Source organism: Neochlamydia sp. AcF95 (genome assembly GCF_018342455.1).
Classification (GTDB): Bacteria; Chlamydiota; Chlamydiia; order Chlamydiales; family Parachlamydiaceae; genus Neochlamydia.
Genome location: NZ_JAEMUC010000032.1, coordinates 21,517 through 46,391 on the forward strand (window position 1 = coordinate 21,517; position 24,875 = coordinate 46,391).

Below are 24,875 nucleotides of genomic sequence, written 5' to 3' on the forward strand. Positions count from 1 at the left end.
TCCACTCCTAGTGAAAACCTTTGCTAAAAAATATTTATAGAGAAGCTAGAATGGGATTTTAGTCTAAAAGCGTTGGGCAAGGGCGTTAACTTAAACCCTTATAAAGAAACAAAGCATACAAGATAAAAAAATCCTCAGCCCTTCCTAATAGATATAACGCTTAAGAAAAAATCTTTCCGATTATCAAATAGGTAAGTTTCAAGGCTTAAGCTTCTTGCTGAAAAAATCTTGGACGCCGCCATTTAAAGCTAATGACTTCATTGACAATCAGCATGCCTAAAAGGATTAAACCTGCTGAAAAAATGCCGCCTGCCGTTAAAGCTTCATTAAGAAATAAATAGCCTAATAACATGCCTACCGCAGGAAAGAAACAAGAAACCATTGATATAGCTGTAGGACCGCAGTGCTCTAAAAGATAGTAATAAATCAAAAAAGCTAAATATGTACCTAGCAAAGTTAACCCTAGAATAGCTAGTATGCTAGTTAATGAAGGGAAGATAAAAGTAGATTTTGTCTCTATAGAACCTAAAACAAAAGGTAACATCATCCATGCTGTCATGAATAATTGGGCTGTTGGAGCTACAAAACGAGGTTGCCCAGCAATAAACTTTTTAGCATACACATGGCTAATAGCATAACAAAAAGCACCTATTAAAGCAGCAGACATACCTATAAAATCTCCATCCATGCCTTGAGCAATGTTAGGGGAAAATAGTAATAAAATTCCACAAAAGCTTATTAAAATTCCTATGAGTTTATGAATAGACATTCTATCATTTGGTAAAAACAAATGAGCCAAAATGGCTGTAAACATGGGTGAACAGCCATTGAGTATTGCTGCAAGAGCGCTTTCTATAGAGGTCTCAGCATAACAAAATAAGAAGGAAGGAAGTCCCGAAGAGAATATGGCCATAAAAGCTGAATGTTTCCAAAAAGTAAGGCTTTTTGGTAAAGATCCTCCCTGTAAGCGTAAAGCTATCCAAAATATTAAGCTAGCTAGGCTAACTCGCAGAAAAACAATAGTGGCAGGATTAAAATCAACCAACGCAAGTTTTATCAAGAGGAAACAAGGGCTCCACATCAATGTCAGAGCCAGTATTAAAAGCGATCGCTTGATAGGTGTCATATTAAACTAAAGAATAATTGTTGTATTCATGATACCTATAACAAAGAAATAATCGCAAATGAAAAAACGGGAGTATTTTTTCTCCCGTTTTAAAACTATAAAAAGTAGAGCTTTAACTATTGACCCACAGTCCAACGCAAGAAGTTAGTCAATTGAAGAGGCTTGCCGCTTTGCTTGGCTCGATCTTCAACGATCTGGGCAATCGATTTGCTATCATCCCTAATGAATTTTTGCTTGGTTAAGCATACACTTTCATAGTAGGCATTGAGCTTACCTTCCACAATCTTATCGATAAAATTCTCTGGCTTGTTTTTGATCTGGCTTTTTGCAATCTCTTTCTCATTGTTTATAAGCTCTGGGGGAACTTTTTCAGGAGAAAGAAATTCTGGATGAGCAGCCGCTACATGCATAGCGATATCTTTAGCTAAAGATTGTTCCGCATCCGAGCCTTCTATCTCAACCATTGTAACGACCTTACCACCAAGGTGAGAATAAATACCAATCGATTTAGATGGAGACTTTGCAGTTGTAAACAAGCGTTTAATCTGGATATTTTCGCCAATCGTTTGGACGACTGTTGCACGATATTGGTCGATAGATATGGAAGTATCTTTAGAATAAGGCTGCGCAAGAAATGCTTCTAAAGAAGCAGGATGGGTTTTAGCAATTTCTGCAGCAATGTTTTCCAAAAACTCTTTAAAACGCTCGTTTTTGGCTACAAAGTCTGTCTCTGAATTAACTTCAACAATAGCAGCAGTCTTGTCATTTTCAAAAAAGCCAATCATCCCTTCATTGGTGGTACGACCTTCCTTTTTAACAGCAGAAGCAATGCCTGCTTTACGGAGATTTGAAATAGCAAGCTCCATATCCCCATGAGCCTCTTCCAAAGCTTCCTTACATTTTCCCATCCCTACGCCGGTTCTCTCGCGCAGTTCTTTAATCATTGTAGCAGTAATAGGCATCTTGGACATAAATTAAACCTCCGAAATTGCAGAAGCTTTTTCATCGGCCTCATCTTTTTCATCATATTTGCCGCTTACACCTTCTTCGTTTTCCTCATCTTCTCTTACATCGCCTTTGCCGAATGCAATTTGCATTTCATTTTTCTTTTCTATAATAGCATGAGCTAATGCTTGGATGATAAGTTTAACGCTTTTAAGAGCATCGTCATTACAGGCAATGACATATTCGATAGGGTCAGGATTACAGTTTGTATCCACTAAGCCCATCACAGGAATGCCTAATTTGTTAGCTTCAGCTACAGCGATATGTTCTTTACTTGGATCTACTACGATCACCAGGCCTGGTAGCTTACGCATCCCTCTTATTCCTGAGAGATTGCCATTGAGTTTCAAGTAGTCCTTATTTAGCAAAGAAAGCTCTTTCTTTGTTAACCCTTCTCCACCAGAAGTAATACGTTTTTCAATACGTTCAAGCTTTTTAATGGATTGACGGATCGTTGACATATTAGTTAACATACCACCTAGCCACCTTTCGCAAACATAAAATTCTCCCGCTTGCTCAGCTAGCTCACGTACGACTACTTTCGCTTGTTTTTTTGTCCCCACAAATAGAATGGAACGATGTTTTGCGACCACCTCTTTAACTACTTCTGTAGCCAATCTTATTTGTTGAAGTGTTTTAGCTAAATCTATGATGTATAATCCATTGCGCGCTTCAAAAATGAAACGTTTCATTTTTGGATTCCATCGACGGGTTTGGTGACCAAAGTGAGCACCAGCCTCTAGAAGATCTTTAATAGTAACATTAACTTGTTGTTGTGTTGCCAAGCCTTGTCCCTTTATTTTGACGACGGCATTCTACTTAGGATAGAATTTCGGTCTTGGTTGATATTAGAATTTGTAAATTGAGCGCCTGATCAGAATCGAACTGACACTCGTAGCTTGGAAGGCTACTGTTCTACCATTGAACTACAGGCGCATTTAATGATTGCGAGCTAAATTATACCTGATAGGCTAATTCTTTTGCAACATCAATTCAATTTTTGCAATCCTATTTTGCTTTAGAATTCAAAATCGTATATTCTCAAAGCCGGGCAATAAAATCATGGCAAGACATATACATTCCTCTTCTCGCAGAGCAAAAAGCAATCTTAATATACCCGAAAAGGCTAATAAAATCCTTAATCTGATTTTTATCGCCTTGGTTGTAATTATCCTGCGCATTTGGTACCTGGCTGTTATTCAATATGAGGTCAAATTAGAGGAGGCCCTTAAGCCTCAACGCAAGACTGTCATTGAACCCTCTAAAAGAGCTACTATTCGCGACCGCTTCAACTATCCCTTAGCTCTGAATAAAATTTCTTATCGGGCTGCTATCATCTACTCTCAGCTGCGCCAGATTCCTTCTATTAGATGGGAAAAGGATGCTCAAGGAAATAAAAAAAAGAAATTTAAACGTAAAGAGTATATTACACAGCTGGCCCAGCTACTAGGAGAAGAGCTTCACTTAGATCCTCTAAGGCTTGAAGACCTTATTCATGCTAAAAGCTCATTTTATGGGCAGATACCTTTCGTAATTAAAGAAGATCTTACCGAAAAAGAATATTATCGCTTGAAAATGCTTGAAAAAGACTGGTTAGGTATTCATGTGCAAAAAGTACCTAAGCGCCACTATCCTAAAGGGCGTGTAGCGGCGGATATCATTGGCTATATGGGGGCGATCAACCGTCAGGAATATGATAAGATCATGCTGGAGATCAAAGTACTAGAAGCATACATTCAAGGTAGTGATGCAGGTGACGAAATACCTCTTCCCTCCGGTATTGACAATTTAGCTCAAGCCCGCCAGCGCCTTCAAGATCTCCTCGATCATGCTTATACGATTAATGACTATGTAGGGAAAGCAGGTGTTGAAGGCAGCTTTGAAAATAATCTAAGAGGCTATCATGGCAAGAAAAGTTATTACTCTGATTCTCGTGGCAATTTCTTAAGAGAATTATCAGGCTCGCATGAGCCTGTAGCAGGACAGCGTATCCTTCTTACGATTTCGGCTGAGCTGCAGGAATATGCAGAACAACTTCTCATTCAAAATGAGCGCATTCGCGAAACGCGTTTATCAAAATACCTTTCCAAGCCTACCAAGCAACCATGGATTAAAGGGGGGGCTATAGTAGCATTAGATCCCCAATCAGGAGAAGTTCTTGCTTTGGCCTCTTACCCCCGCACAGATCCTAACGATTTTATTCCCGCTGCTAATCCCGAGGTGGCAAAAAAGAAAATGGCCAGCATCATTCGCTGGTTTGAAAGTGAGAATTATGTAGCTGAAATGTGGGATCAAAAACGCCCGTTAGAAAGAGAATTTTATCAGGAGGAAGCTAAAGAATTTTATGAAGATACTTTAATGATTGATTGGAATAATTATTTAAAACTTATACTAAAAGCCGATACTCCAATCATGCAGGCCATCCAAGGGGTGGATAGCGTGCAAAAAGCGGTAAGCATCCAACAAGCTATCGATCAGTTAATTGAATTAAGTGGCACCTGTAATATCTATCTGCTGTTAAAGTTACTGTATGGCGAAGATGGAATTCACGTCCAAAAAGAAAAAATTTCCCTTCAAGCAAAAATGGCGATTGAAAATAATCTAAAAGTACATGCCGACAGTGTTGAGCAGCAAAAAAAAATATTAGATCCCTATTTTTCTGCTTTATTATTACATTATGATAAGATCTTACTTATGGATCTATGCCGCCTTGCCGTCTGCAGCGATCGCTTTTCTCCCCAGCTCCTTGCTGCAAAAGGACACCAATCGCTTGAGGATTATAAAAATTCTTCCGCTGCCTACATTTCTTTACAAGAAACAGCGCAAAAGATGGCTAAGGAATTATTTCATGAACAACATTTCCTACCCTGGCGCCAAGAAAATGAAAAGCTTTTTTTAAAAGAAAAACGGGCAGAAGAAAAAGCTCATCATCAATACCCCAAGCCTTATATAGACTATTTTGATAGGCAAGAAAAAGAGATGTTTAATTCATTTTGGAATGAGCATCAAGGGGACTTACTTTTAGCCTTTTTGACGGGTCGCATTTCACCTCATGTATCGGTAGAAATTATACCCTATCTTAATCATTTCTTAACCTGGCATAACGAACTGCAAGCAGGTGCTCATGCGGCGCTTCCTTGGAAAAATGCCTTTTTTAATTTATCTTTTGTTTTGAAAGGATTAGATGATGGGTTGGCGAAAGATTACTTGCGTACTTTTCGCAGCTTTCACCATCTGGATAGACCCTTACTTGGATATTATCGTTACCTCAACAAAACTAATGGAAAGCAAATAGAAAAAGATCTTGCTCGTGCTTTTTATCCTCTACGGGGATATGGTTACGGGCGTTCTCAAGCCTATAGGCAAGCTGCAACGCAGGGCTCTATTTTCAAGTTAATTACCTCTTATGAAGCGTTAAAGCAACGCTATCATCATCTGAACAATGATAAGCTCTCCCCAAGCAGCCTCAATCCTTTGATTATGGTCGACCAGATCTTTAAAAAAGGTAGGGATACTTTTGTAGGTTATCATCAAGATGGCACTCCTATTCCTCAATATTACAAGGGGGGCCGTATGCTTAAAAGCCATGCAAAAAACATTGGTAAAATTGATCTGATTCGGGCAATTGAAACCTCTAGTAATCCTTATTTTTCTATTCTAGCTGCAGAGTATTTAAGCTCTCCGGAGGATCTTTCGCGGGCAGCTTTAGATTTCTCTTATGGCACCCGCACAGGTATAGACTTGCCTGGTGAAATTGCAGGAAAAGTTCCTAATGATCTTATGACTAATCGTACAGGCCTTTATGCTATGGCTAATGGTCAACATACTTTAGTCGTTACTCCCCTGCAGGCTAGCATCATGCTGTCTGCGATAGCTAATAAAGGGCATGTTTTGAAGCCCAAGATAGTTTCTTTAACAGCCGGATACCGTTCACAAGCACAGAGTAAACAGCCCCTTGAAGCTGCCTGCCTTGATCACTCCCAAATCGTGAAAAAAGCTCCTACCCTCGTTCAAAGAAACCTGTTTATGCCTGATATTATTCGCAATATTTTGCTTATTGGAATGCATAAAGTAGTTTTAAAACAATTATCTGAGGGATTGACTAGCCTTTCCCGCTTATATCGTGAGTATCCTGAGGCTATTGCCGATTATCTTGAGCTCAAAGACGAAATGGTTGGAAAAACCAGCACAGCTGAATCCATGGAGAATATTGACTTAGACTTTTACGATGGGACAAACCTTTATACTCACGTCTGGTTTGGAGGCATTGCTTTTAATCAAAAAATACCTAACGATTCGCATGCTCTCCTCTATCTGGATCGCTGGGGCAATCCTGAATTGGTGGTCGTGGTCTACCTAAAATATGGCGCCTGGGGAAAAGAATCGGCTCCTTTAGGAGCTCAAATGGTGCGAAAATGGCGAGAAATCAAAGCTCGTCATGAAGCTCATCGCTAATTGCGAAATGTTTTACGTGAGATTTTAAACCAAATTTTACTTCATTCAGCTCTTAAGAGTTTTGCTTTAAAAGCTTATACTCTTCCCCTCTTAGAGGGTTAAAAAATAAGCCACGCTTAAATCTAATGCTCTTTTTTATATGACAGCCGCTTATAAAAAAAATACTATTAGAAAACAGCCAATTGTCTATTTATAAGCTTTTAAGCAATTCTTAATAAAACTATACATTTTAAAAAACTATCTTTAATTAAAAAGAAAATTTTCAGAAGATTTAAGTGCTTATTTAGATTCCATTTTCTCTCAGATTTATAAACTAGCCCCTTCTTTATTTTGCAAAAAAAGCTCTACTTCCATGTATAGCTCTATTTTTAGAGATGCTTAAGCTAGCTCTCTTAAGAGTTAACCATTGAAAAATATCATTTTGCAGAGTATGGTGGATGCTTAAATTAAACTTTATTTTATCGGAAAAGTGGCTTTTATGAAGGATGAAACTCTTATCAATTCACCGCTAGGAAAACAGACATTTTATAATACTGCCTATGATCCTAGCTTACTATGCCCTTTACCTAGAGATAAACAACGCCAAGCCCTTGGGATCGCCGATGTAAATTTACCTTTTCAAGGCTACGATGTTTGGAATGCTTATGAGTTGTCATGGCTTAACGTAAAAGGAAAACCTCTCCTAGCGATAGGAGAATTTTTCTTTCCTTGCCAATCCCCTTATATTGTAGAATCTAAATCCTTTAAGCTTTATTTGAACTCTTTCCATCAAACCACTTTTGCCAATCTTGAAGATGTTCAGGCCATCTTAGAAAAAGATTTAACAAAATGTGTGGGCCAGCCAGTAAAAGTTAACCTTATTCAATCTAAAGATTATGCAAGCCTTTGCTTTAAAAACCTCCCGGGGTTTTGCTTAGACAACTTAGATATTGAAACCAATCTTTATGCAGTCGATCCCTCCATTCTTGAACATGCAGCAGAACTTGTGGAGGAAGAATTTTATTCTAATCTTTTAAAATCTAATTGCCCGGTTACTAAACAACCTGACTGGGCAAGCCTTTACATTCATTATATAGGGCCTAAAATTAACAAAGAGGCCCTTCTTAAATATATTATCTCCTTTCGCAGCCACTACGAATTTGGAGAGCATTGTATTGAACGTATTTTCATGGATGTGCAAAAACATTGTCGCTGTCATAAGTTAACAATTTATGGCCGGTACACAAGACGAGGGGGCATAGATTTAAATCCCTTTCGTTCAAATTTTGAAAGCTCCTTAAGAAATATCCGGGACTATCGCCAATAAGTGGGCAAAAGATGAAAAGGCGTAAAGCAAAAAAAGATTTTAAGAGAAGAATAGGAAAAATATTTCCTGATCATACCTTTTGAGCCAATTCTTAGACAGTCCCCTACTTTATAAAATCTCTTTATTTGAGCAGAGAGACATGTTTCAGAGAGCTAGGTATGCAGACTAAGTTTTTTTAAAACCTATTATTTTCCTGGTGAGGAGAAATGCAATCCCATTAATTTCTCTGGATCCTCCTTTTGATGGCCCTTATTGTTATTTTTATAGAGAGAAAAAAACCTTTTCCTTCCGAGCTTTCAAAGTAGATGCAAAGAAGCTGATAGCAAAAACATTTACTTCTCCTTTAACTTTCTGTAGGGCTAAAAACAAAAGTAACTCTTTTCTTATCTGCTAAATGTTCTTTATAAGGCATATAAGTTTTCAAATCTGAAAGAGACTCATAAGTCAAGTTAACAGCCACATGATCAAATATTTTTATTAAGAGATCCGCTTGTCCACTAGCTGGCATGGCATCGCTAACGACCAAGACCCAATCGTATCTTTGTACAAGCTGGTCTAATAAATTTTTGAAACGCTGGGAGCCGATTAACTCTACGGCAAAACGTGAGACACCTCCTTCGTAAATACAATCGTAAGAGCCCTGAGAAGTAATCATGGGTTCTTCAATCTCTCCTTGCAGATATTGAATTAATCCCGTCCCATACCCTTGGCAAGTTGCTTTAAAGCAGATAGGTATTAAGACAACCTTTTGACCAAGCTTGGTTAAGAGCTTGGCTAAATGATAAGAATAATCAATTCCTGCTCCATTAAGGAGAAGTAAGGACTGTCCTATCGGCGCCTGCGAGCTATTGGCCATATAAGCAATCATACGACGCAGCACATCTAAATCTTGATCCATCAAATTTTCATTAGACTCATTAGAAGCTTTAGGAGTTAGATGGCCAGAGAAGTGTAAATCATTAGCTTTAAGATTAGAGGGGCTCACCCGAATGCCAGAGATAGTAGATTTAATAATAAAGAAGGTAAAAGTTATAAAGGCCCCGGTAAACGCACCAAAGGCAGCATACAACAAACTACGGGGAGACTTTGGATGCAGAGGAGGCAGAGCAAAATCCTGAGGATAAGATTGCAAGATCTCTAAATTACTCGTCAAATTTTTTGATTCTACTAAACTTGTAATTTCTTCCACCATCTTTTGATTGATGAGTAGCTGCTGATCGATTAAACGCTCTTCGACCCATTTGTTAGGTAGATCCTTCATTTCTTTACGCAGCTGTTCTTGATGCTGAACGATGAGGTTAGTCTCCTGCTTTAAGTCATTTAAGCGTATAGCCATGTATTCCTGCATGTGCTTATCTAAAATAGAAATTTGCTGACGTAACAGGCCTAGTGTTACACTTTGTAGGGAAACAATTTTTTCCTTAATTAGCTGTTCTTTAAGCTTATGAAGCGTAGCAGCTTGATTTAGGTGTTGACGCAAGAAATCTTTTTGAACATCTAATTGTTCTTTCAAACGTTCCATTTCTTTAGCACTACGATTGTTTTGATCTTTGAGGGCCTGAACAATTTGCGAAGCTTTAGAAATCATCTCGTTGGTGACAAAATCATTTTGAATTCCACTCATTGAAGTAACTTCAAAGTGAGGATTTTTCAGCTGCTCAATCATAAAATCCAGTTGGCGGATTAAACCTTGCACTTCATTAAGCATGCGAGTGTAAGAGATATATAATTCCTTAGAAGTGGTAATATCAATCCCTTGAAATTCATTTTGAGGGCTTTGCTGAAAGGCTAAGCGCTCTTGAATGACTTTTTCTTGCACATCAAAATGATGTGTTAAATTTTTTAAATAGGCTATAAAGTTTTCTTTCGCTGTTTTTAATGCTAAAGCCCTGTCACTCCTTTCTTCTTCAGAAAAACAACTATCCATATCATTTTGGGCGACTAACAATTTATCTTGCCAAGCTTGTACAGCAAATCTTGAATCATTAACTAGATTATCTATAGTAGGCTGGTCTTGCCCACTTTCTAAGCTTCTTAGCAAGCAAGTAGCTTCTGTAGATAAACGCTTGGCTTGTTCTAAATCTAATAACTGTTCTGTAAAGCTATCATGAAAAGTATGATTACCAACAGGATAAGCATTTTTTAAAGCCATATCTAAGGCATCGCTTTGCTGCTTTAAAGCTCTAATTTCTGCCAATGATTGGTTGATAACCCCTGGATCGCCTTGTAGATCATAAAAAGCGCAGTTTTCTTGCTGGGCATGGCTTAATCTTCTAATTGCTAATTCTATATCGTATAATTTCTGCTGGTAATGCGTTTGATTAGCAGAATAAAACTCTATGGCTTTAAGGGAATTAAAAAATCCACTGGTAGATATATCCGATGACATATTTTTTGCATGAGCAACCATCATTTGACGCAACTTAGCTCCCATTTCCTGCTGGCGTTTTTCTAAGTAAGCAATCTGCTCTTGAGAAATACGCTTTTGCTCCTGGCGAATATGTTCCTGATAAATCAGCATCATAGAATTTAAAATTTCTGTGCCTACATGGCGATTAGCATGTTGTAATTTGATATGAAGGAGATTGCGGTCATTTTGATCCGCTTGGATAGATAAGGCGGCCAATAAATCTTCCGATACTCTGTGCAAGGGCATCAACTCTAAATACCATTGAGTACCGGCCAAAGGCTCAGAGGATTTCCTCATGACAGTAAAAGCATAATCTTTACCTGTTACTTTTCGCCCCCATTCATGCTTCCCTATCTTTCTATTATTTTCATCGTAAATTTCAAAAAATTCTTCGTTAATGAAATGAAGAGTAAAAACTTTAGAAATCTCATCGTTGTAAGCTACATCTTGAAGCCATAAACTTGGGGGATGATCAGGTAAGATGGGCTTTTTAAGGGCAACGAAATGAGCATATTCAACTAGAATATTTTCCGGTATGGATCCCAGTAAATCAAAGCGGGGTTCCATTTTAACCAATAAGCCCTGCAAGCCCCTTCGGTAGATTAGCTTCTCCATAAGCTTGCGAGATTTGATAGTAGCTAAAGCTTCACCTTCAGTCTCATTAGCACCAGAAATAAGAAGCTGGCTCAATGTAGAAAGACCCGACTTTGATTTACCTTTGTCTTTGAACGTGCCAGAAATATTGTAAATGACCGGCCGAGATAGAGCAAAGCAGGCAGCCAAGATGCAGCAAAATAAGGCCGTAGATATAATAGCAACCTTATGTATCTTTAAAATATGCAAAAGATCAGTGATGGTAATCACACTTTCTGAGGGATGTTTATCTATGGGCGGCATTTTTAAGGTAAACCTCTACTACAATTAATCGTTAATTAACTGATATGTTCCATATCCTGCTTGAAGGCCAGTAAAGCTAGGAATCAACTGCTCGATAAATCTGTTCCATTGCGTCAAAGGCTTTTCGGCTACATAGACAGTATCCCCAGGCATCAATAATAGGCTATCGTTAGGCAAATGCACAATGTGATCTAAAGAGACTAGGTAAACTTTAGGACAAAGCATATTTCCACGGATCACATGGATACAATTGCCATTGCCCGTAAAAGGAATACCTCCGGCCGTTACTAGAGCTTCACGTAGAGAAATAAAGCCGTAGGGAACATTGATTGGGCGAGGAGCCCGCACCTCTCCCATCACCATAACTGTCGCATCCGAAGGAGCAGCAATAAAGATTTTATCTCCTCCACGCATTACAATGTTCTGGTTCATATCCCCTTCATTGATTAACCTATGCAAATCAATAGGCAATTGACGTCCCTCGCGCATTACATAGCTCTTAAATAAGTTAGCGCCTGGTGGAATATGAGATCTAGCAAGCACTTCATAAAGACGCATTTTTCCATCCACCGGTACGGTAGGAATAGAAACTAAACCTATCAACTCTACCCGACGTTGTAGGCGATCACGATAATTGACATAAACTTCTATATCCTGAATTTGGTCCCTAAAAACTCTTTGCAATTCCTCACGAGCTTCTTCTAAAGTAAGCCCTTTGACTTCAAGGGGAGGTAAATCTGGCACATCTATTTTTCCTTGATAGACTTTAAATCCACCCGTTGATTCATTGATAAACTGAATAGACTGCATTAAATCTTTACGCGTGGGGTGATAAACAGCAATGTTTAAAATATCATCTTCAGCGATCACATCGCGATACTCTAACATATCCTCTTCTGCTAGCTCTCCAAGCTCTACTCCCTCAAGCTCCAAGATAGCTAGCTTTCCTTGACGTATGCGATAAGAGTCTATCACAAATTCGTCAGGTCCCATAATAGGATAATCAAAATTAGCAGTTGAGCAAGAAGCGAAAATTATAAGGAGAGATAGATTTAGTAAAACAAAAGGCGAAAACAAAAAATTAATTTTTACTTTCTTTCTTTTCTCGCTTAAAGGCATGTCATAAGCCTCGTTGAATAAAATGAATTTTTAAACTGGATAGAATTAAAGCAATCTTTCTTCTCTTAATTCAATCTACCTTATTTATGTCCCTTAAAATTGCATTATAGCTTTAAATACAGATAATAGAATCTACAACAGCTTTTTTGGAGGGAATAACAAGGCAGTATAATGATGTTAAACCTATTGCATTTTAAGAGGTAGTAATTTTTTTCCAGTAATACTTTTGGCTACTTAAAGCTTTTTTCCACCACAGGGGAGCATTAATGCTAGCCTGCCCTAAGCGATATCCTGCCCATTTAGCACCTATATGCATTAAAGCATAAGGCAGCAATAAAGGTTTTTCTTGATACAGCTGCTTGAGCATGCATGTAGCATAGTGATTCCCTCTCATTTGGTCGCCTTCCGCACAATTTAAAATATTTTCATATTTTTTTCGCATTAATCCGGTATCAAAATATCGGCAGAATTCTTGGCGTAAACTATAGCGATGAGAGTGCCTCACTTCCGCCTCTGCTACATAAGCAATTTTATGTCCTATTTTTAAAAGCTGAGCAGTCGCTAAAGTATCTTCCCCTAAAAGAACAGGATGAAAGCCCTTAATTTCATCTAAAGCGCTGTTTAAGTACGCAGCGCATGAATCGGAACAAAAAAATGTATAGGAGCCATAACGGCGTCTATCAGCAATACTTCGAATTTCACTTCGAACCGGATAATTGTAATAACGAGGAAAAGATTCAAAAAAATCGGCTCCTTCATGGGGAATTTGCCTAGCGTAGGCGATCGATGCTTTACCCTGTAGAATGGGTTCAATCAATTTTTCCAAAACTTGCGGATTTACCGCATAGGCATCAGGGGTTAACATGACTACCAAGTCGGTGCCTAGGTGTTTCCTTGCTAGCTCGCGGGTTTTACCATGGTTGAAAGTTGCTTGTGGGATTGATAAAACTTCTACACCTAATGAATAAGCAAGCGACCTAGTTTGATCCTTCGATGACGAATCTACTACCAGGATTTTTGGGCTTAGCGAAGACTGCATGATAGGACTAAGACAGCGTACCAGATGCTTTTCAGCATTTAATGTTAGAACAACTACGCCCACTGATTTCATAACCTTTGAACTACCTTCCTTAAATTCATTTAATGTGTGAGGAGTTAGAATTTTTAGCCTTCCATCTCTCTTTCATGGCGATTTCTACCTAGAGAAGAACAAACAGATTAAACCACATTAACTCTCAATCCAACAAATTTCATCCTATTTCCTAAAAAATGCTAATTTAAGCTTAAAACCCTCTAATTTGCAAAAACATTTTGTTTTTATCTGTTTTTTTGATAATTTTCTGCCTTAAAGCAATTTTTAACATCTCTTTTCCTGCGTACCAACCCTAGGATAATTAAATTTCTATGCCTACCCTACATAACAAATTCAGCACTCTTAGTGGAATATTACTTGTTTCAGGCACTTGTATTGGTGCAGGCATGCTTGCTCTGCCTGTGGTGACTGGCTTTTCAGGATTTTTACCAGCTATGGCAGTCAATCTTATCTGTTGGATATTTATGCTAATCACTGGCCTGCTTTTTTTGGAAGCCACGCTCTGGATGAAAGAGGAGGCGAACGTATTATCTATGGCCGCACGCTTTTTTGGACCTGGCGGCAAGTGGGTAGCAGGCGCAGCTTTTCTCTTTCTTTATTATTGCTTGGAGGTCTCTTACATTGCTGGCGGTACTCCTCTTTTTATCTCCCAAGTCGAAAGCTTGGGCTTTCATCTCGCAGGTTATAAAGGCTACATAGCCTTCGCTAGCCTTTTTGGTTTCGTTGTTTTCTTAGGCTCGCAAGTCATAGACCGGGTAAATTTGATCCTTATGATAGCGCTTGTTTTCTCTTACTTTTTGCTCATAGGATTAGGAAGTACCGAAGTACAAATAAGCTTCCTTACTCGAAGAAATTGGAACGCATTTTTATTAGCAATGCCTACCCTTTTTAGCGCCTATGGCTACCATAATATTATACCTTCTTTAACCACCCTTATGCACCGTAATGTGCAACAACTACGAAGGGCTATTGTAATAGGCACTAGCCTCCCCTTTATTATCTATACCTTATGGCAATGGATGATTATTGGAACAATTCCTGAATCGCAAATAGCTAAGGCGGTCTCTGAAGGAATCCCTGTTACTCAACTTCTCCATACCATTACAGGACACCCTTGGATTGGCTTTTTAGCTACCTACTTTGGATATTTTGCTCTGATTACCTCTTTTTTAGGAGTCTCTCTTTCTATGGTAGATTTTTTAGCCGATGGAATAGCGGCAAAAAGCCAAGGATGGACGCGTATACTTCTTTGCTTAATAGTTTTTATCCCTCCTGCTATCTTTGCTGGCAGCTATCCCGGAATATTTTTAGAGGCTTTAGGAATTGCGGGCGGCTTTGGGGAGGCCATCCTTAATGGACTGCTCCCTATTGGCATGGTCTGGCTCGGTCGCTACAGATTTCATCTACCCTTGCAAGAACAGGTGAGAGGTGGCAAACCTTTGTTATTAGCTTTATTAGCATTCACATTATTGATCATTGCTCTAGAAACTTACCATCTGGTGAGAGGCTAACCATAAAGCTTTTACTTGCTAACCTCGGCGCTCTTCTCTGGCTACCTGCTTAATTTATTTTAAACGGCTAAAGGCAAAGTTGTAGATAAAAAGCTTCAAGGAATAAGAAAACAGCAGCCTCTTTTTTAATTTTATGTGTTTTCATTAAGTTTCTTTCCCTCTAGTAAAGGGATACCTTTCAAACTTTTTTCAATTAATAGAATTATAAAATTAAAGGCTAATAAAAAACCTGAACACGCTACAATCCCAGCTAGAATTACTAAATAAAATGAAAAACACTCTAAATGAGGAGTTTAATCTTGATCATTTGGACATAATCAACTGTTATCTTAAGGAAACCAGTCTAAAATCTTCCGTAATTTATAAATGGCTAGAAAATGCCCGCCGCCAAGCTATTACCCATAGCACAGATTCTAGATTTCCAATTGTTCGGCGTGACTTTACTACTTATTTAGATAAAAGAATTGCTACATTTCAAGCGTGCATATTGAAGGAGCCGAAAGAAAATGCTGCTCTTGTTTTGGATCAATTTCAGCAATCGCCTCTGCAACTTGATATTTGGAGAGCGAAATTTGTAGAATCTTCATCCAATCAAACAGATTTACTCACAGCAAGCATGCACGTCCAAGATCTTTTATTTGCTTGTCAGGAGATTATAAGGCACCTTAACTTTCATTCTAAATATTGGATGAAAAAAGAATTGATGCCTTTTATTGATGAATCTCTCCCCACTTATTTAAGCTTATTGCCTAACTTATCTGATGAGTTAAAATGTGAGATTCATGCAAGTTTTAAGGAATTGAAGAATTTAATAATACAAGAAGATTTTAGAAGAGCTGAAGCTCAACTAAACTTAATTCAAAATCGCATTATGCCTACCCAGAAAGCTTTTAATTAAATGGAAAGAAAAGGATAAAGACCTCCAAAAAATTGCTTTTCTAAAAAGAAAAAGCTCACCAAGATTGCCTTATTGACTCTACCTCTATTGCCGTTGGTCATAAACAAAGAATTACAAGAGATAAGGTTATTAAAGGGGAAGCTAAAAGAGGAAAAACCACTTCAGGATGGCTTTCAAAGTTTCAAATATTACCTGATTATCAATGGTAAGGGAGAGATTTTAACTTTTTCAGCCCAACTTTGATAATATTTTCAATGTTTTTATGGCTGGCATTTTGCTAAAAAACCTGATGGGAAAGCTGTCTAGCGATAAAGGTTATCTTTCCTTTAAGTTAAGGCAAAAGCTAATTAAGCGCGTTAGAGTCATTGACATGTATACGATCGCATATAAAGCGAGAATTGACGTCCTTTTAAGACAAAATTTCATGGAGAAAAAGATTTATAATCGAACCTGTAAACGAGTAACTAAAAAACAGCTCTTAAATTGCCTATCCACTCAGATTAAGAAGCGTAGCAAATTTTTTAGCCAATATAATGCTAAGAGTAGCAGCTATTACCCCAGCCAAAAAAGCCCTCTTTAAAGTTTCGTAGCCCAGAAGCAAGTCTTATGATTGCTGCCTAAAAAACTTGAAACTCAGGTCAACAAGTTCGGGATTATTCTGAAGCTCTTCGCTAGCATACCTAAGCGCCAAACCATCTTGCTGGATAGCTGCAAGAACAATTTCCCTATCGTTCTGCAAAGCTTTGCTAGCATACATAAGTGCAGAGCCTCTTCTCCGGACGGCGACAAGAAGGATTTCTCTATCATTTTGAAGCTCTTGACTAGCATACCTAAACGACAAACCAAATTTCTGCACGGCAGCTAGAACGATTTCTCTTTCATTCTGAAGTTTTTTGCTAACATACTTAAGCCCCCATGGTGCTTGCTGGACAGCAGCAAGAACGACTTCTTTATCATTTTGAAGCTCTTGGCTAGCGTATCTAAGAGCCAAGCAGTCTTGCTGAACAGCCGCAAGAAGGACTTCTTTATTATTTCGAAGCTCTAGGCTGGCATACTGCAAAGCTAAACCAGTATGTCGGACAGCTGCAAGAACGACTTCTTTATCATTTTGAAGCTCTGAGCTGGCATACTGCAGGGCTAAGCCACCATGCTGGACAGCTGCAAGAACAATTTCTTTATCATTTCGAAGCTCTTGGCTGGCATACTGCAAGGCTAAGCCATCATGTTGAACAGCGGCAAGAACGACTTCTTTATTATTCTGCAGCGCTTGGTTAGCATACTGCAGGGCTAAGCCACCATGCTGGACAGCTGCAAAAACAACTTCTTTATCATTTTGAAGCTCTCGGCTAGCATACTGCAAAGCTAAGCCATTATGTTGAACAGCGGCAAGAACGATTTCTTTATTATTCTGCAGCGCTTGGCTAGCATGCTGTAGGGCTAAGCCATCATGCTGAACAGCGGCAAATACAACTTTTTTAGCATCCTGGAAATCTTGGCAAGTCTGCTGCATTGCTAAGTCATCATGCTGAATAGCCGCAAGGACATCTTCCTTATCGTTCTGATGATCTTTACTAGCATCCCTAATCGTATTCACTTTTTTCTGGGCACTAATTTGAAGCTTTTCTTTAAAATTTTTCAGCTCTACTCCCTCTTTTTTAAGAGTAAGAGGAAATATTCTTTTATCGCCTCTAGAAGGTGGGCCCTCCTCATGCTTAGATAGGCCGCCATAGTACTTGGCCGGCTTTGGCAAAGCGTCTTTATCATTCTCTCTTTTACAAGCAAAGTCCCCAATTCCTACCAGGATATTTCCTAATACAGGAATTAATAAAATTATACACCTTTCAAAACTTTTTCGGTTAAGGTAGGAATAGTAAGGACTTTTAGAAATATTCTTTTCTTGCTTAAGGGGTATGATAAAAACTTTTTGAAAGATACAAATTAAATTAGTCAGAGTACTTATGATAGGCACGTAATCGGCCTTATGATCAATAAATCGGCATGCTTTAGATGATAGATTTATTTGCATAATACACCTAGTGTTTTAATAATTTACTAAAGCAAGATGGTATAGAAAAATTTTATTAAATAATGTAGAAAAAATATGGGGCCTAAATGATTTTTTTGATTGAAGGAGATAAGAAAAATTATAAGTCATTGAACTGAAAAAAAATATGAAAAAAAATAAAGAAAACTTATTCAAGCAAGCCAAGTAGCCACGCTGATTAAGAAGAGAAAGCCTTAAATCTTAATCCTTGTAAAAAAAGTGACCAGCAGTCTAAAAATAAGCTAGCATAAGAGAAGCTTATCCTCACCTCTTTCTTTCTAAAACCAAGTTAATACACTTTTGAGCAACTCCTTATGCAGCCCCGTATTTTATAAAATTCTTTTTGTTAAATACAAATATATGCCTCAGAGGGGTGGGTAGGCAGACTAAGTTATTTATAAGCCTATAAAAGAGGATGCCCTAAAACCCTTCTTTTACCTTATTAATTCATCTTAATATCAGTCTAATTATCGATAGATAAACCCAATTTTCTCCTAAAGGGATTAAGCCACAGGCTTTAGAATTTCTTCAATAATGTGCACAAGGATGTGAGTAAAATAAGGGTTTTAAGCTATCATTGAAATTGTAATTTTAAAAGATAAGATAAAAGGAAATTAAAAATTTAGCGTGAATTAGGCTGATCTTTTCCATTAAATCCTGATGGGGCTATAACATACACCCATGTTAAGTCATCTAAATTTCCTATCGTGGGTTTAGCCTCTAATTCGAAGGCAAAATCTCCTTCCCTTAAAAGATCTACTTTTGTCACTATTGCTACCTTAAGGCCAGCTGGAAAGACTCCATCCATGCCTGTAGTCACTAAAAGATCGTTTACCTTTATTAAAGGCATAGCTTTTGCTTGTGAAGAGCCTATAGGCTCCCCAGAACGTAAATCGCGTGCAGGTCCTTGCTCATCTTCGAAATCATAATTAAACCCTGCCCCCCGAAGAAGATGGCCATCTGTTCGCCAGATAGGACGGCTTTGTCCTCGAATTTCCCCTTTAGCTAAATACCAGGTATGCTTTTTTTCCAATAGCTTTGAACGCAAATGGCGCAATACATTTTCTGCTAGCATTTTTTCCCGCCCATTGTCAAACAACTCTTCATGGGCATGTATATACGCAATTAGATCAGGAATATATTCTGCGATAGCTTTACCCTGCTCATAACCTCTGGCCACACGCACCGAAGGTACAAGCCCCGAATCTGTAATCAGCCTCACACGTGATTGCCTTTTTCCCATATAATCTATTACACCTACCACTGAATCACCGACCAGTACAGGACTGTTCTTAGCCACCAAAGGGCTTTCATAGACTTCATTCGTTTCCTCTCCCACGTTAATCCACAAGGAACTATTCCAGGTTCCTAGAGAACGAAAGATTATACGAGCTGCTACTGCATCGTAAGAGGGTTCTTGAATCTCAGGCATGCTATTTTCATGTAAATCTATAGGCATTAGATTTTTTAATTCTTGCTTTTTTTGCCCTTTTAAATGACTTAAGCCTTCCCACATAGGAGAGAGAATAGCCAAAGCCCTTCCGCGCATCCACTCAGAAGTCGTTAGGGGGAGACTCATTGTAAGTAAAAGCAGGACGAAAAGAATCAAAAAAGGTTTGGAAGTTTTTCTCATTGGACGATGGCTAGGGAAGGAATAATATGCAGAAGAGTATTAATTGCTATACCACGGATTCTTGTATGGCTATTAGGCCTCCTATAAATGGCATAGTCTTTTTGAAGAAGCCCTTCTTGCTCTGATATTAATTCACTCATAGCAAATGTTCCTCTTATTTATAAGGTTAGAATTCTTAATCTTTTGAGCTCCTAAACATTCCTTTTAACATACAATGCATTTTCATTATAAGCAAGCATGTCTACTCTGAGTTCCTCTATCTAAACTGTTTTTTAGAGCTATCGATTACAAAATTGCGGCTATTAGCCGACCTCTATACATACACGACATACAGGGGAGGGGTAAAACAAGCAGAATAGAGCTGGCTTAATGAACTTTAAGTACTTCTTTAATTGCGTGACCTAATAAAGATCACCCATTTACTCGTATTACAAGCACTAGGTTTGTAGATTTTACTAGAGGAAAAATATTGCTTTTAGCATGAATGGAAAAGGAAGGGCGACAGATAATATATTTGTAGAGCGTTCGCAAAGGCCGGTTAAGTATGAAGATGTATATCTAAGAGATTACCAAGACGAGCTTGAGGCCTATCAAGGACTTATCAAATATTTTGAGGTTTCCAATAAAAACCTTCCCCATTACTTTTTAGAATACAAGACCCTAGCAAAGGAATATGGTGTAATAATTAATTATGAAGCAATACGAGATTTGCTGGAAGAGTTAGATAAAAGACAGTCAACCTTTGTGGCTCAAATTCCTGGAAACCATGCCTTCTGGCCTCTAGATATTCCTTTAAATTCTAGTCAGAACATTAGAGGCCAACCAAGAAAATGACTCAAAAGTTACCGATAGAAGCTTTAAGCCTTCTTCTGCCAAGAAATGGCTAAAAAAATTGATAAAGGAAGGATGTAAGTGGCAAAAGGTAAAACTTAATCTTCAATCGAAGAAATATAATAAAATGATGGCCATACGGGTTAAAAAACGATCACAGAGGCATTTTATAGGCCAGAAGTTGAAAGATGGCTAATCATGGAAAAGTTAGGAAACGATCAATATAAATACTATGTTTCCAATGCCTCAAAAGATACTTCCTCAAGAATATAGTAAAATAGATTTATGAAAGATATAGATTTGAGCAAGGCTATCAGCAGATGAAAGAGGAGTTAGAATTAAATCACTTTGAGGGACAGTCATGGCTAGGACTCCATCATCATCTGATGTTACGTCTTATGGCTTGTAGCTTCTTAACCGTGTTGAAATACCAGGCAAAAGGTAAAATAATCTCCATGCTCCGCTTTAAGTAAGAAGATTGACTAACAGCTTATTTTGCATTATTATTTCTCCTTCTTGCCAAGCTATTCATGGCTCATCTAGAAGGCTATTTTTTGATACATCCCAAGTTTAACAAAGTAATACTATCACAACCATCAGAATTTTAGTTCGTCAGCTCTGCTTTCCCAGCCATAACACTCTGCAGAAAAAGAGAGAATCTTCTTGTCATTATAAATGTGTAGGTTAGCTTAAGCTTACTTAGTTGCGGGAAGGAAAGCGGATGACTTGTTTAAAGATAAGATGGCTAAAAATTTTTTATTTCTTTTTAGCTCACCCCCATTTAAAAAGTACATATGGCCATTCTACAATTGAAAACGCTGCCTTATTTTTTCTGCAATATCTTTCAAAGGATTTTCCGCTAATTCAAGACTGGTAAGTTGAGACAATTGCCCGATTTCTACAGGAAGGCCGGTGAGTTGGTTTTGATTTAAGTAAAGCCTTCGTAGCCGAGACAGTTGCCCGATTTCTGCAGGCAGAGCGGTGAGCTCGTTTTGGCTTAAATCAAGCAGCCATTTCAGCTGAGACAGCTGCCCGATTTCTACAGGCAGATTGGTGAGCTGGTTTTGATTTAAGCGAAGCTCTTGCAGCTGAGACAATTGGCTTATTTCTACAGGCAGATTGGTGAGCTGGTTTTGATTTAAGTAAAGCACTTGCAGCTGAGACAATTGGCTTATTTCTGCAGGCAGAGCGGTGAGCTGGTTTTGATTTAATTCAAGCCTTTGCAGCTTAGGCAACTGCCCGATTTCTACAGGCAGATTGGTGAGCTGGTTTTGATTTAAGTAAAGCCCTTGCAGCTTGGATAACTGGCATATTTCTGGGGGTAAATAAGTCAAGCCTACTTCAGATAAATCTAAATTCCTGGTATTTTTACAATTTTCTTCAATCCAATCTCTAAAAAGCTCTCCTTGTTTTTCTAAAGGTAAACACTTAATATTTTCTTGAGCTAAGTACTCTTCTCCCCCAGGAAGTTTTTTCCACATTAACAGGCGATTAATATTTATAAAATAAGAGGAATAATTAGCCAGCGTTAAGAGACATTCTCTGAATTATTAAAATCGTTTAAAATAAAGGCTGTTTAACCAGGAGCCTAATATGATAAGAAAACCTTATCCTAGCGATTTAAATGATCAAGAATGGCAAGTGCTTGAACCTATAATATGCAAGAAAAAAGCTGGCAAGCCACCTATGCACTCTAGACGAGAGATGCTTGATGCTATCTTTTATATCTTAAGGACAGGTTGCCAATGGACAGATCTTCCTCATGATCTACCTCCTTGGAAATCAGTCTATTCTCAATTTTTAAGATGGAAACAGAGTAATTTATTCGAACAAATTAATACTTATTTAAGGCGATCGCTTCGCCAAAGCTTAGGCAAGTTAGCGGAACCTAGCGCAGCTATAGTCGATAGCCAAAGCATCAAAACAACTGAAAAAAAGGGCTTTGCGGATACGACGGCGGCAAGAAAGTTAAAGGTAGGAAAAGACACATAGTGGTGGATCACTTGGGCCTGTTAATAGCAGTCATAGTAAGTAGCGCAGCTTGTAGCGACAGAGATGGGCTAAAAGCGCTATTTTATTATTTCCAAGGAAAAGCTTTATGGCCAAAAAAAATGTTTGCCGATACAGGATATAGTGGGGAAGAGATGAGATCAGAAGCAGCTTTACATGGCATTGATTTAACAATCATTAAAAGATCTAAGCTAAAAGGATTTCATCTACAAGCAAAAAGATGGATAGTAGAAAGAACATTTGCCTGGTTTGGCAAATGCCGCAGATTAAGTAAGGATTATGAGGCCTTGCCAAACACCAGCCAAGCGTTCCTCTACTTAGCTATGATACGTCTTATGGTAAGAAGAATAGCGCAATAAATTAATTCAGAGAATGTCTCTAAGCCTCTTTTTTCTTCTATTTTCTCTTTAAATTCTAAAGGAGAAATAGATTTAGCTAAAGTAAAGATTTGCCTAAAAATTGCATTTACCTTTGCTTTTTCGGAGAGGCTACTTTCTAGCTTATACATCCTATCTAAGATAAAAGCCTGCTTGTTAATATCCTCTTGGGAAACATGTACTTTACCTATTTGCTTATAAAGGGAAGGCATCACTTCAGAAGCCAGCAGATAATGCCATTTTTTACAGACGCTAAATAAGGAAGGAACTGCGCAGGCCTCTAAGATAGGGAGCAGCAATTCATTGGGCAAACTTTCAATAGATGTCGAAGAGATAGGATGCATTTTATCTCCCTGGGTAGTGATGACCTTTTATCATTTTTATTTTTTTAAGACAGAATAAAAAAATTAAAAAAGCAAGTCAAACCAATTCGTATCTTTATCAAGGAAAAACAACTCAAAGATAATCCACCACGCTTTTATTTCAGATAGATTTAAGGAAAGGGGGGGCCTTCCAAGCATTTAGGAGCAGCCACAGGTCCTGGGGATTAAGTGACGCGGCAATTGTGGTTCGGTTAAAAGAATGAGATTGATTCTTTGCCTTATTTGAGAAAAACGGCTCTTTTTGGCGCAATGTTTTAATTCTTCTATCAAATGATGGAATACAATACGCCTAGCTTCTTCCTGTCAAGAAAGGTTGTTCTCCCAGCCTAGCAATCTGCAGAAAAAGAGAGAAACTTCTGGTCATTATAAATATATAGGTTAGCTTAAGTTACTTAAGTTACCGGAAGGAAAGCGGATGACTTGTTTAAAGATAAGATGGCTAAAAGTTTTTTTTATTTCATTTTAGCTCACCCCCATTTAAAAAATACATAGGGCTATTCTACAATAGAAAACGCTGCCTTATTTCTTCTGCAATATCTTTCAAAGGATTTGCCGTTAATTCAAGCTTGGTAAGCTGAGACAATTGCCCGATTTCTGTAGGCAAACTGGTGAGCTGGTTTTGTTTTAATCCAAGATTGTTAAGCTGAGATAAGTGCCCGATTTCTGCAGGCAGACTGGTGAGTTGGTTTTGGCTTAAATCAAGCAATTGCAGCTTAGACAACCGCCCCATCTCTGCAGGAAGGCTGATGAGCTGGTTCTTGTTTAAGTAAAGGCATTCCAACTCAGACAATTGCCCGATTTCTGCAGGTAGACTGGTGAGCTGGTTTTGATTTAAGTCAAGCCCTTGCAGCTGGGACAATTGACCTATTTCTGCAGGCAGGCTGGTGAGTTGGTTTTGGCTCAAATCAAGCAATTCCAGCTTAGACAAACGCCCCATCTCTGCAGGCAGACTGGTGAGCTGGTTTTCTCCTAAGTAAAGGCATCCCAACTCAGACAATTGGCCTATTTCTGCAGGCAGAGCGGTGAGCTGGTTTTGATTTAAGTGAAGTATGCGCAGCTGAGATAACCGCCCGATTTCTGCAGGAAGACTGATGAGCTGGTTCTTGTTTAAGTAAAGTCCTTGTAGCTTAGACAGTTGCTCAATTTCTGTAGGCAGAGCGATGAGCTGGTTTTGATTTAAGTCAAACCTTCTCAACTGAGATAGCTGCCCGATTTCTGCAGGTAGAGTGGTAAGATGGTTTTCTATTAAGTCAAGCTCTCGCAGCTTAGATAACTGGCATATTTCTGGGGGTAAATAAGTCAAGCCTAATCTAGATAAATCTAAAGCCGTAGTATTTTTACAATTTTCTGTAATCCAATCTCTAAAGAGCTCTCCTTTTTTCTCTAGAAGCAAGTGCTTAATTTCTTCTCGGCTCAAGTATTCTTCCCCACCAGGAAGTTTTTTCCAAAGTAAAAGGCGATTAGTATTCAGCAGATAAGAGAAGTAGTTAGCCAAAGTAAAATGTTTTTTTTCTTCAGACTTCCATTTAAACTCTAGAGGAGAAAGAGAACTAGCTAGAGTAAAGATTTGCCTAAAAATTGCATTTACCTTTGCTTTTTCGGAGAGGCTACTTTCTAGCTTATAAATCCTATCTAAAATAAAAGCCTGCTTGTTACTATCCCCTTGGGAAACATGCACTTTACCTATTTGCTTATAAAGGGAAGGCATCACCTCAGAAGCCAGCAGATGATGCCATCTTTTACAGACGCTAAATAAGGAAGGAACTGCGCAAGCCTC

The 24,875-nt window shown here is 38.3% G+C and carries 19 protein-coding genes and 1 tRNA gene; 7 read left to right on the forward strand and 13 right to left on the reverse strand.

The annotated features are described in order from the left end of the window. Window positions 1-205: 205 nt before the first annotated feature. From NEOC95_RS03070 to NEOC95_RS03085, 4 genes are all read right to left on the reverse strand, one after another. Window positions 206-1,126 (reverse strand): DMT family transporter, encoded by a 921-nt coding sequence (locus NEOC95_RS03070; protein ID WP_166156514.1) that lies wholly within the window; start codon window positions 1,124-1,126, stop codon window positions 206-208. Window positions 1,127-1,242: 116 nt separating this feature from the next. Continuing rightward, entirely contained in the window at window positions 1,243-2,097 is an 855-nt protein-coding gene (tsf, locus tag NEOC95_RS03075; RefSeq protein WP_242678210.1) for a translation elongation factor Ts, read from the reverse strand. A 3-nt stretch (window positions 2,098-2,100) separates the two neighbouring features. Next, entirely contained in the window at window positions 2,101-2,916 is an 816-nt protein-coding gene (rpsB, locus tag NEOC95_RS03080; RefSeq protein WP_166156511.1) for a 30S ribosomal protein S2, read from the reverse strand. Window positions 2,917-2,996: 80 nt separating this feature from the next. Beyond that, window positions 2,997-3,067 (reverse strand) — tRNA-Gly (locus tag NEOC95_RS03085). Window positions 3,068-3,193: 126 nt separating this feature from the next. On the opposite strand from NEOC95_RS03085, the gene NEOC95_RS03090 reads away from it, so the two are divergent. Together NEOC95_RS03090 and queF are read left to right on the forward strand one after the other, a co-directional pair. Then, the gene (locus NEOC95_RS03090) at window positions 3,194-6,586 is read left to right on the forward strand and encodes a penicillin-binding transpeptidase domain-containing protein (protein WP_213151487.1); all 3,393 of its coding nucleotides are present in this window, start codon (window positions 3,194-3,196) and stop codon (window positions 6,584-6,586) included. A 478-nt stretch (window positions 6,587-7,064) separates the two neighbouring features. Continuing rightward, complete coding sequence (gene queF / locus NEOC95_RS03095) at window positions 7,065-7,892, forward strand: NADPH-dependent 7-cyano-7-deazaguanine reductase QueF (RefSeq protein ID WP_213151496.1); 828 nt, start codon at window positions 7,065-7,067, stop codon at window positions 7,890-7,892. A gap of 343 nt (window positions 7,893-8,235) precedes the next feature. On the opposite strand, the gene NEOC95_RS03100 is transcribed toward queF, so the two are convergent. From NEOC95_RS03100 to NEOC95_RS03110, 3 genes are all read right to left on the reverse strand, one after another. Beyond that, window positions 8,236-11,199 (reverse strand): hypothetical protein, encoded by a 2,964-nt coding sequence (locus NEOC95_RS03100; protein ID WP_213151498.1) that lies wholly within the window; start codon window positions 11,197-11,199, stop codon window positions 8,236-8,238. Between the two features lie 24 nt (window positions 11,200-11,223). Next, the gene (locus tag NEOC95_RS03105; RefSeq protein WP_213151500.1) at window positions 11,224-12,318 is read right to left on the reverse strand and encodes a polysaccharide biosynthesis/export family protein; all 1,095 of its coding nucleotides are present in this window, start codon (window positions 12,316-12,318) and stop codon (window positions 11,224-11,226) included. A gap of 193 nt (window positions 12,319-12,511) precedes the next feature. After that, complete coding sequence (locus tag NEOC95_RS03110; protein ID WP_213151502.1) at window positions 12,512-13,429, reverse strand: glycosyltransferase family 2 protein; 918 nt, start codon at window positions 13,427-13,429, stop codon at window positions 12,512-12,514. A 293-nt stretch (window positions 13,430-13,722) separates the two neighbouring features. Between NEOC95_RS03110 and NEOC95_RS03115 the strand changes: the two genes are divergently transcribed. From NEOC95_RS03115 to NEOC95_RS09810, 3 genes are all read left to right on the forward strand, one after another. Continuing rightward, window positions 13,723-14,922 (forward strand): amino acid permease, encoded by a 1,200-nt coding sequence (locus tag NEOC95_RS03115; RefSeq protein WP_213151503.1) that lies wholly within the window; start codon window positions 13,723-13,725, stop codon window positions 14,920-14,922. 268 nt (window positions 14,923-15,190) lie between these two features. Beyond that, the gene (locus NEOC95_RS03120; protein ID WP_213151504.1) at window positions 15,191-15,820 is read left to right on the forward strand and encodes a hypothetical protein; all 630 of its coding nucleotides are present in this window, start codon (window positions 15,191-15,193) and stop codon (window positions 15,818-15,820) included. A 71-nt stretch (window positions 15,821-15,891) separates the two neighbouring features. Continuing rightward, window positions 15,892-16,029: a transposase gene (locus NEOC95_RS09810; protein ID WP_213151523.1), complete on the forward strand. Its 138-nt coding sequence runs from the start codon at window positions 15,892-15,894 to the stop codon at window positions 16,027-16,029. Between the two features lie 395 nt (window positions 16,030-16,424). On the opposite strand, the gene NEOC95_RS03130 is transcribed toward NEOC95_RS09810, so the two are convergent. The 3 genes from NEOC95_RS03130 to NEOC95_RS03140 all read right to left on the reverse strand — a co-directional run bounded on the left by NEOC95_RS03130 (window position 16,425) and on the right by NEOC95_RS03140 (window position 19,637). Further along, on the reverse strand, window positions 16,425-17,846 hold the full coding sequence (locus NEOC95_RS03130) for a DUF4116 domain-containing protein (protein WP_213151505.1): 1,422 nt from the start codon (window positions 17,844-17,846) through the stop codon (window positions 16,425-16,427). Between the two features lie 640 nt (window positions 17,847-18,486). After that, on the reverse strand, window positions 18,487-19,443 hold the full coding sequence (locus NEOC95_RS03135) for a rod shape-determining protein MreC (protein ID WP_213151506.1): 957 nt from the start codon (window positions 19,441-19,443) through the stop codon (window positions 18,487-18,489). 50 nt (window positions 19,444-19,493) lie between these two features. After that, a complete protein-coding gene (locus tag NEOC95_RS03140; RefSeq protein WP_213151507.1) occupies window positions 19,494-19,637 on the reverse strand; it encodes a hypothetical protein in 144 nt (47 codons plus the stop codon). 340 nt (window positions 19,638-19,977) lie between these two features. Here NEOC95_RS03140 and NEOC95_RS09500 point away from each other — a divergent pair, with 340 nt between their 5' ends. After that, a complete protein-coding gene (locus NEOC95_RS09500) occupies window positions 19,978-20,331 on the forward strand; it encodes a hypothetical protein (protein WP_349305244.1) in 354 nt (117 codons plus the stop codon). An 800-nt stretch (window positions 20,332-21,131) separates the two neighbouring features. Here the strand turns inward: NEOC95_RS09500 and NEOC95_RS03150 are convergent. After that, entirely contained in the window at window positions 21,132-21,809 is a 678-nt protein-coding gene (locus tag NEOC95_RS03150; protein WP_213151508.1) for a leucine-rich repeat domain-containing protein, read from the reverse strand. 112 nt (window positions 21,810-21,921) lie between these two features. On the opposite strand from NEOC95_RS03150, the gene NEOC95_RS09365 reads away from it, so the two are divergent. Then, window positions 21,922-22,697 (forward strand): IS5 family transposase gene (locus NEOC95_RS09365; RefSeq protein ID WP_349305245.1). Its coding sequence is split into 2 segments (ribosomal slippage): window positions 21,922-22,264 and window positions 22,264-22,697, totalling 777 coding nucleotides; the frame shifts between segments, so codons are not numbered across the junction. On the opposite strand, the gene NEOC95_RS03165 is transcribed toward NEOC95_RS09365, so the two are convergent. Both NEOC95_RS03165 and NEOC95_RS03170 read right to left on the reverse strand, forming a co-directional pair. Beyond that, a complete protein-coding gene (locus tag NEOC95_RS03165; RefSeq protein WP_213151517.1) occupies window positions 22,652-23,059 on the reverse strand; it encodes an F-box protein in 408 nt (135 codons plus the stop codon). The genes NEOC95_RS09365 and NEOC95_RS03165 overlap by 46 nt on opposite strands. Before the next feature lie 538 nt (window positions 23,060-23,597). After that, window positions 23,598-24,875, reverse strand: a 1,278-nt coding sequence (locus NEOC95_RS03170; RefSeq protein ID WP_213151519.1) for a leucine-rich repeat domain-containing protein, incomplete at its 5' end; no start/stop codon positions are given.